Source organism: Bacillus sp. 220_BSPC, assembly GCF_001054655.1.
Lineage (GTDB): Bacteria > Bacillota > Bacilli > Bacillales > DSM-1321 > Peribacillus > Peribacillus frigoritolerans.
Window position 1 is genome coordinate 1 of the sequence record NZ_JVPL01000007.1, and the last position, 6,208, is coordinate 6,208.

7 protein-coding genes are annotated in these 6,208 nt (G+C 38.8%); 2 read left to right on the forward strand and 5 right to left on the reverse strand.

The window, feature by feature from the left end; all coding sequences use genetic code 11:
- Nucleotides 1-252: 252 nt before the first annotated feature.
- Complete coding sequence (locus ADA55_RS00655) at nt 253-690, forward strand: GNAT family N-acetyltransferase (protein ID WP_048677947.1); 438 nt, start codon at nt 253-255, stop codon at nt 688-690.
- Nucleotides 691-750: 60 nt separating this feature from the next.
- On the opposite strand, the gene ADA55_RS00660 is transcribed toward ADA55_RS00655, so the two are convergent.
- The gene (locus tag ADA55_RS00660; RefSeq protein WP_048677948.1) at nt 751-1,035 is read right to left on the reverse strand and encodes an AbrB/MazE/SpoVT family DNA-binding domain-containing protein; all 285 of its coding nucleotides are present in this window, start codon (nt 1,033-1,035) and stop codon (nt 751-753) included.
- Between the two features lie 490 nt (nt 1,036-1,525).
- Between ADA55_RS00660 and ADA55_RS00665 the strand changes: the two genes are divergently transcribed.
- The gene (locus ADA55_RS00665) at nt 1,526-2,497 is read left to right on the forward strand and encodes a multidrug resistance efflux transporter family protein (protein WP_048677949.1); all 972 of its coding nucleotides are present in this window, start codon (nt 1,526-1,528) and stop codon (nt 2,495-2,497) included.
- A 64-nt stretch (nt 2,498-2,561) separates the two neighbouring features.
- Here the strand turns inward: ADA55_RS00665 and ADA55_RS00670 are convergent, their stop codons facing one another.
- The 4 genes from ADA55_RS00670 to ADA55_RS00685 all read right to left on the reverse strand — a co-directional run bounded on the left by ADA55_RS00670 (nt 2,562) and on the right by ADA55_RS00685 (nt 5,927).
- Nucleotides 2,562-3,464, reverse strand: coding sequence for a sensor histidine kinase (locus ADA55_RS00670; RefSeq protein WP_048677950.1), 903 nt, complete (start codon nt 3,462-3,464; stop codon nt 2,562-2,564).
- Nucleotides 3,465-3,482: 18 nt separating this feature from the next.
- On the reverse strand, nt 3,483-4,241 hold the full coding sequence (locus tag ADA55_RS00675) for an ABC transporter permease (protein WP_048677951.1): 759 nt from the start codon (nt 4,239-4,241) through the stop codon (nt 3,483-3,485).
- Nucleotides 4,234-5,157 (reverse strand): ABC transporter ATP-binding protein, encoded by a 924-nt coding sequence (locus ADA55_RS00680; RefSeq protein ID WP_048677952.1) that lies wholly within the window; start codon nt 5,155-5,157, stop codon nt 4,234-4,236. The genes ADA55_RS00675 and ADA55_RS00680 overlap by 8 nt, the downstream gene beginning before the upstream one ends.
- Nucleotides 5,158-5,237: 80 nt before the next feature.
- Nucleotides 5,238-5,927: a response regulator transcription factor gene (locus ADA55_RS00685; RefSeq protein WP_048677953.1), complete on the reverse strand. Its 690-nt coding sequence runs from the start codon at nt 5,925-5,927 to the stop codon at nt 5,238-5,240.
- Nucleotides 5,928-6,208 lie beyond the last annotated feature (281 nt).

The following is a 6,208-nucleotide window of genomic DNA, read 5'->3' on the forward strand; positions in this document are numbered from 1 at the left end:
TATTTGCTCCAATTTCACGAGTAAATCGACTAAACTCACGAGTATTTGCTTCAAACTCACGAGTAAACGCTGATATCTCATGAGTTTGCTGCTCATTTCGGGTTTAACAGCCCTCTACATGATGAAAAAATCAGGATGGTGCCTTTTTGAGCTCCATCCTGATTTTTGGGGCTGGAAAATGCGGTCCGGAATTTGGCGTATAGCATGGTTAAATGGTAAATTTAGAGTATTCTAACATTTGGGGGTCCATTTATGAGCATACAGAAGGCTACATTACATGAGCTGGAATCACTGACAAAACTTTTTGATTTATACAGGGTGTTTTATGAGCAAACCTCTGATCCTGGTCGTGCAAGGGAGTTTTTAAGGGAAAGGCTGACACATGGGGAGTCTGTGGTTTTTATGGCGTTTGATGAAGGAAATCCAATTGGTTTTGTACAATTGTATCCTTCTTTTTCGTCTGTGAGTATGATGCGGTCATGGGTATTGAATGATTTATTCGTGAAGGAGTCCGCCCGTAAAAAGGGATTTGGCGAGGAGTTATTGAACGCGGCCATCGCTTTTGCACGTGAAACAGGTGCTAAAGGGGTTTCACTGGAGACAGGCAAGGATAATGTGAAAGCACAGAGACTTTATGAAAAGATTGGTTTCTCCCGTGAATCGAACCATTTTTATTATTTCACCATTTAATATAAAAAAGTGTAGGGAAAACCTTCCCTACACTTGGATGCTATTTATCTAGTATATTAATTATTTAGCAGTTTCCATGCTGGCTTGAATTTCTTTAATTAAAAGTTCGGCACCTTCTGGGCTAAGTATTAATTTACCGTCAGCAAGTTTCATATTGTCATCGGAAACGTCACCTGTAACCTGACAAGTCATGTTTGGTTTATATTTTTGAAGGATGATGCGCTCTTGTTCTACATAAATCTCCAGAGCGTCTTTCTCATTAATTCCTAATGTTCGGCGCAGTTCAATTGGAATGACTACCCGTCCTAATTCGTCAACTTTACGTACAATACCTGTAGATTTCATTTAATTTACCCCACTAACTTTCTTGCGAATGTTGCATTTATACATTTCGTCACCATTCGACATTATTTGCACTTCTATTAAGATACCACTACCTACCATATTCGTCAATTCTCGTATCTTCATATACTATCTGCCTCTATATGATTTTTATATAAAATATTAGTAATTCCTTCATAACACGCGTCACGACAACGTTTGCCGCTTCTTTCTTTGGTATATATTTCTAATTTAAATACTTAAATGGAAACGTCTTCATTCAATTCCAACAAGCTTTCTTTTCATTTCATGTCGAATCATGAAGAATGAATTTCACTAGCTTAAAAGAATCCTGTTGATTTTCTTTTGCTTTTGAAGGACAATTTAAATTGATCGCTTATAATATTTAGAAAATTCATTCTGCTTTCATTCCTGAAAAATTTTTCAGAAAGCCGAAACGATTGCCATCCTTCCAGAGTCTTACTGACTCATAAAACAGATTGAGGTGAGTCAATTGCGTCCGATTATATTAGGTATTTGTTCTGCTTTCTTTTTTGCATTTACGTTTGTTTTGAATCAGGCCATGGAGCTGTCTGGCGGAAGTTGGATTTGGAGTGCTTCGCTGCGTTATATCTTTATGGTGCCCTTTCTGTTGTGTATCGTATGGAGCAGAAAAAACCTGCGTCCCCTTTTACAAGTGATGAGAGAAAAGCCGGGTCCTTGGCTGCTTTGGAGTTTTGTCGGATTTGGGTTATTTTATGCTCCTTTATGCTTTGCGTCCGCCTACTCACCTGGCTGGCTGATCGCCGGAACTTGGCAAATCACGATCATTTCGGGTGCACTGCTTGCGCCGCTGTTTTTTGAAAATGTCCAAACGAAAGATGGGATCGAAAGGCAAAGGGGAAGGGTTTCTGTGAAAGGCCTCCTCATGTCCATGATCATTCTGCTTGGGATCATCCTGATGCAACTGGAACATACCAAACACATTTCAATGGCCAATCTTTGGCTGGGAGTGATTCCAATCGTCATCGCCTCATTTGCATACCCTTTGGGAAATCGCAAAATGATGGAAGTATCCGAAGGCCGTCTGGATGCTTATCAGCGGGTTTTGGGAATGACTTTGGCGAGTCTGCCATTCTGGTTTTTGCTTTCCTTGTACGGTTTCTTTACAGTAGGTGCACCGACGAAGATGCAGAGTTTCCAATCCCTTTTGGTGGCACTATTTTCTGGAGTCATCGCCACGGTCCTTTTTTTCATGGCGACCGATTTGGTACGCGGAAATATGCAGAAATTAGCTTCAGTTGAAGCAACACAATCGATGGAGGTCCTTTTTGCCCTTGCTGGCGAATTACTATTCCTATCTTTACCGATTCCTTCTCCGTTATCGTGGTTCGGCATCTTTATCGTCATCATGGGAATGATCCTGCATAGCTATGCATCTCATAAAAAAGAAGGTCCATCCCCGAAACGGACAGTGAATGCCTAAATAGCAAGCCAAAAAAGCCCCGGATAAGACTTAGGGGCTTTTTTGAGCTGAAAACAGAAGCCGACTACGTTCTTTTTTTCCATTGACAGGTCATGATAAATTGATGATTTTTCAGAGTGGCAAAAAGCTCACCATTCATTTTTTTCATTAAACTTTGCGCAATGGATAACCCTAGTCCCGTTCCTTTTTTATTTCTTGCAGTATCACCTGTATAAAACCTATCAAAAATCCTCTCAACATCTTGTTTTGTCATTACATCTGTTTTGTTACGAATAGTAAAGACAATGGAAGATGATTCTTCCTTTAATGATATCTGTACCGAACCACTTGCATGCTTAAGAACATTACTCACTAAATTTTCAACAACTCTTATTACTGCAGATGGATCTGCATATAACATGATCTCTTCATCAGGCATGTCGATATCCACTTGTAACTGTCGCTCATGAAATGCATCATAATAGTTCATGAGCACTTCCCAAATACTCTGATTGAGATGGAATGTTTGGAACTGCAGCTCATAGTCCATCGATTCCACTATTGATAATTCAAAAAATTCATCGAGCAAATCTTGTAATCTTTTCGTTCGCCTTTTGACAATTCCAATATACTCTGCTCGTTCTTCCAAAGTTAAGTGCTCATCTTCCAACAGCTGGATATAACCTAAAATGGAGGTTAGTGGCGTTCGCAGATCATGCGACATATTGGCAATTGCCTGCTTCAATGTCTCTTCCGTTCGCTTTTGTTCCACCTTCATCTCCATCATGGAATCAAAATAACCGTTGATTTCCACTGCCAGTCTTTCGATATCCCGATCAAAATATTCAATATCCACTTTCTTTTCTGTATATCGATAACGATAAGCTTGGAGCTGTTTCGTCATTCTTTTCATTTCTCGCTTCATGAAAAAAAACCGGAAGAGAAAAACGATCGCTATGAACATACATAGTACTGTTAAATGGATCATTTGCCTCCCCCTTTTTTCTTACTTGATTTCTTTACGGGAAAATACAATGCAGCATCCTATTGCACATACGACAAAAGTTAAAATAGGAACAATAATCATCGTAAATAACTCTGTTTGTTCAAGTATGGCCGCAGGAATATCTTTTATTAATTTAATGATGCTATGATTATATATCGTTTGAATGATGGGAGAGTTTTTCGAGAATATAGAAAATGCAACCTCCAATCCGAAAGTGAATACAAATAAAAATGAAATGGTCTTTCCACTATCTGTAAAGATGAGTCCTATGAGTGTCATAAATGAAGCAAATGCCGCCCCATACAAAGCAAGTAACCCTATCATTGGAACAATGCTTTCCACTACGGACATATTAGGGAATAAATGCGACCCTGATCCAAAAAATACAGTGGACACTATCCATAGGACAAGTGGGAATAAGATGGAAATAATGATTGCACCGATCGTGAAGACTGACAGTTTTGCAAGAACGATTTCCATTCTTTTATTTCCACCGGATATCAAATTTTTCATCACACCTGTTGAATAATCACTTGAAATAAAAAATCCAGCCAAAATGCACGGGGCATATTTCATTACCAGTTCATTCTGATTAACAAACGCTATCACAACGTCTATTCCTTTCATCTCTCCACTAGTTCCCCTAATTAGCATCTCACTGGGAGCAAGAATTCCTATTAATATAATGGTTAAGGCAATAGCCCAGAAGGAGCGATCATGTTTAAGCTTATACAATTCCGCTTTTATAAGATTATTCATGGTTGCCGCCCCCAATAAGCTTTGTAAAGTACTCTTCTAAATCTTCACCCATTGGCATAAACTGCTCAATCACTGCCCCATTCGCTGCTAATGTTGTAGAAACAAGGCCTGGTTCACCTACAAACTTATATAATTTGATGATTCCATCAGGCATTACTTCAAATTCTTTCGTACCTAATTCTTCTTCCAGCACCGCTACTCCTTGATGTGGCTTGTCTACTTTTATGTGTAAATAATGCTGACACTTTTCTTGTAAATCTTTCGCTGTTAACTCCTCTAATAATTTTCCATCGTGAATGATTCCATAATGAGTTGCCAATAAATTCAATTCGCTTAAGATATGACTGGAAATAAGAATCGTAATTCCTTTCTCACGGTTTAACTTTAATAGCAACTCACGGATTTCGACTACTCCCATTGGATCTAAGCCGTTTATCGGTTCATCCAAAATTAGAAATTCAGGCTCTGACAACAACGCCATCGCCAGTCCTAATCTTTGTTTCATACCTAATGAAAAATTTCTCGTTTTTTTCTTTCCTGTATGTTGCAGCCCTACAAGCGCTAACGTTTTTTCGATGCATTCTTTTCCGGGAATGCCCCTTTGCACTCGATGGACTTCCAGGTTTTGCTTAGCCGTCATATGAGGAAATAAAGCTGGCCCTTCAATAATGGTTCCGACTCTTTTTCTTGCTTCAATCAATTTTTCCGGATCGATTTCCCCAAATAATTCAATGCTTCCTTCACTTGCAAAGGCTAATCCTGCCACAAGTTTAATAAAGGTTGACTTCCCTGCTCCATTTTGACCAATGAAGCCATATATGGCACCTTTTTTGATAGATAGATTCACGTTATTTAATGCAGTGGTATGTTTATATTTTTTTGTTAAACCGGATGTCCTTAATATATATTCACTCATTTTTTTCCTCCCTTATCTGTGATTCATCATAAAATGAAAATCATAAGGGATTATAAAGAAAACCTTAAGAAAATCTTAAGTTATTTTAAGCGATATCCCATTCCCCAAATGGTTTCAATATACTCTTCAGTTGGGCTCGCTTTAGCCAATTTACTTCTCAGATTACTCATATGGACGTTCACCGTATTCTCATCCCTTAAATAATCATCTCCCCAAACCGCTTCAAACACATTGGCTTTCGAAAATATTTTTTGAGGATAGGAAATAAGTAATTCCAAAATGGCATACTCTCTTGCCGTTAGTATTACCTTCAAGTCATTTACGATAACTATTTTCGTATCAGTATCCACAGTAATGCCTCTATACGTAAGCTGGTTCTTTTCCTCTATTCTTTTCATGGTTGAAGATCTTCTTAAATGAGCATCTATTCTTGCCATTACTTCTTCAATATCAAATGGCTTCGTAATGAAATCATCTGCCCCAGCGCGCAATCCATTTATTTTCGTTTGCTGTTCTCCTTTTGCGGATATAATCAAAACAGGGACATGATGATGCTCCCTAATTTTACGAAGAACTTCCTCCCCGTCCATTCCTGGCAGCATTAAATCCAACAACACCATATCCCATTTCTTTTTCTCCACGTACAATATTGCTTCCGTCCCTGAAAATGCCGGCTGAGGGACATATCCACTTTTTTTCATCATATTGCAAAGCAATCCGCTAATATCATTATCATCTTCAACAATTAAAATATGTACCTGCTTCTCCATAAGAGCCACCTACTTTCCCTCTTTTATCTATTTCTTATATTAGCATTCTTTGTTAAGATCCGAAAAATTGACCTGCACCGCCGCAAACTCCTCAGCCGTTTACACTACCATATCTATCCCTTCATTATTTGTTGATTTCCACTCCAGGCGCTCGTCCCCAGGTGTCTCGTACCTTACGTTGCGTTATTTAAATAAAAGGCTGTTTTCACATACTTTGTTGCTATTTACCAGGTAGTGAGGTGTGGTTGATTTCCCCTCCAGATGCTCGCTTTCCGCGGGGC

Coding starts and splice junctions, on each gene's coding strand:
- ADA55_RS00655 (WP_048677947.1), top strand. CDS start 253: ATGAGCATACAGAAGGCTACATTACATGAGCTGGAATCACTGACAAAA.
- ADA55_RS00660 (WP_048677948.1), bottom strand. CDS start 1,035: ATGAAATCTACAGGTATTGTACGTAAAGTTGACGAATTAGGACGGGTA.
- ADA55_RS00670 (WP_048677950.1), bottom strand. CDS start 3,464: ATGATCCATTTAACAGTACTATGTATGTTCATAGCGATCGTTTTTCTC.
- ADA55_RS00675 (WP_048677951.1), bottom strand. CDS start 4,241: ATGAATAATCTTATAAAAGCGGAATTGTATAAGCTTAAACATGATCGC.
- ADA55_RS00680 (WP_048677952.1), bottom strand. CDS start 5,157: ATGAGTGAATATATATTAAGGACATCCGGTTTAACAAAAAAATATAAA.
- ADA55_RS00685 (WP_048677953.1), bottom strand. CDS start 5,927: ATGGAGAAGCAGGTACATATTTTAATTGTTGAAGATGATAATGATATT.